Genomic DNA, 1921 nt, shown 5'->3' on the forward strand with positions numbered 1-1921 from the left:
AAACAGTGTGCGCCGGGAGACCGGTTAGAGATCAAGGGGTGAAAGTCCCCGACCATTGAAGGACCAGCAATCCACAAGGTCCCCGAGTCATGCGTTGCATACCGCGAGGTATGGGGCGAAGCGTTGACAGGGGTGTTGACAGGCCAGCCATTGAGCCACGAAATGTATANCCCCATGGACCGGGGGGGGTCTGAGACCCTGGCATGTCAATACGATCTCTACGCGGGAACCGGGAGATCTCCCCTCTGACCATCTGCCAGTGTCGGAGATGGCCCGCACCGGGAAGACGAGGAGTCATAGCCGGTGATGTACGGAGAGGAGAAGTCGGACTCGCTCATAGTAGCGGCGAAGCAGGCGAACAACCCGAAAGGAGCGGAGTCAGTGGAGCGAAGGAGCGGGGCCAAGGGGAACGCGGAACAGCCACACATGCGCCGGACACAGAGCCGGGAAAGCATGTCACAGAGGCTGTCACGCGTGCGGGAAGCTGCGAAGCAGCGGAAGAAAGAACGGTTTACAGCATTGTTCCACCTGCTGACAGTCGAAGCACTGGAAGCCGCATTCCTCTCCCTGAGCAGGAAAGCGGCCGCCGGAGTGGATGGCATCAGGTGGATGGACTACGCCGGAAACATGAAGAACAACATAACAGATCTGCACCGGAGGCTACATCAGGGCAGCTACAGGGCGCAGCCCGGCAGGCGTCACTACATCCCAAAAGCGGATGGAAAACAACGCCCGCTCGGCATCGCCTCGCTGGAGGACAAGATCGTCCAGTATGCGCTGGTGAAAATCCTGAACGCAGTCTATGAAAACGACTTTATGGGGTTCTCATACGGGTTCAGACCCGGGCGAAGCCAGCACGATGCACTGGACGCACTGGCCACAGGGCTGGTACGCACTAACGTAAACTGGGTACTGGATGCCGACATCAGTCAGTTCTTCGACAGGGTGAGCCACGAATGGCTGATCAGGTTCACAGAGCATCGGATCGGCGACCGGAGGGTAATCAGGCTCATACGTAAGTGGCTCACAGCCGGGACGTCGGAGGAGGGTCAATGGCGAGCAACGGAGGAAGGCACCCCACAGGGTGCGGTCATCTCACCGCTGCTGGCAAACATATACCTCCACTACGTCTTCGATCTGTGGGCGCATCAGTGGCGACGTCGCTATGCCACAGGCAATGTGGTAATGGTCAGATACGCCGATGACATCGTCATCGGGTTCGACAAACGATACGATGCCCGGCGCTTCCGTATAGCCATGCAGCGCAGACTGAGGGAGTTCGGACTCACGGTTCACCCGGAGAAAACCCGTCTGATGGAGTTCGGCCGCTTCGCTGCCGAAAACCGTGCCATCAGGGGAAAAGGCAAACCAGAAACGTTCAACTTCCTCGGGTTCACGCACATCAGCGGGAAAGATCGCAACGGCAGGTTCATGCTGATACGAAAGACCCGCCGGGATCGGATGACGGCAACTCTGAAAGCCATCAAAGACGGTCTGCGAAGGCGCTGGCATTACTCAATCCCCGAACAGGGAAAATGGCTCAGGAGAGTGGTTCAGGGATACCTGAACTATCACTCGGTACCGGGCAACTTCCCCACCATGCAGAAGTTCAGGACACACGTAACAAACCTCTGGCGCCGGGCGCTCAGGCGCAGGAGCCAGAAGGATGATACGACCTGGACGAAAGCAAACAAACTGGCAGCCGCATGGCTACCAAGGGTTCGGGTTCTTCATCCATGGCCTGTGGAGCGGTTCACCGCCAGACACCCGAGGCAGGAGCCCGGTGCGTAAATCGCGCACGCCGGGATCTGTGCGGGGGGTATCCGGTAACGGGTATCCCTACCGCGACATATTTAACAGCGTGACGATAATCCAGATCGCATGCCTTAAGAACATTTTGAGTAAATAAAGGTGTTCAAAA

Annotated in this window: 1 protein-coding gene; it reads left to right on the forward strand. The window is 57.7% G+C overall.

Annotated elements, in window-relative coordinates; genetic code table 11:
- Positions 1–303: 303 nt before the first annotated feature.
- Positions 304–1791 (forward strand): group II intron reverse transcriptase/maturase, encoded by a 1488-nt coding sequence (ltrA, locus tag ABEB28_RS41795; RefSeq protein WP_004178082.1) that lies wholly within the window; start codon positions 304–306, stop codon positions 1789–1791.
- The last annotated feature ends 130 nt before the right edge of the window (positions 1792–1921 follow it).

This window comes from Cryptosporangium minutisporangium, assembly GCF_039536245.1.
Classification (GTDB): domain Bacteria; phylum Actinomycetota; class Actinomycetes; order Mycobacteriales; family Cryptosporangiaceae; genus Cryptosporangium; species Cryptosporangium minutisporangium.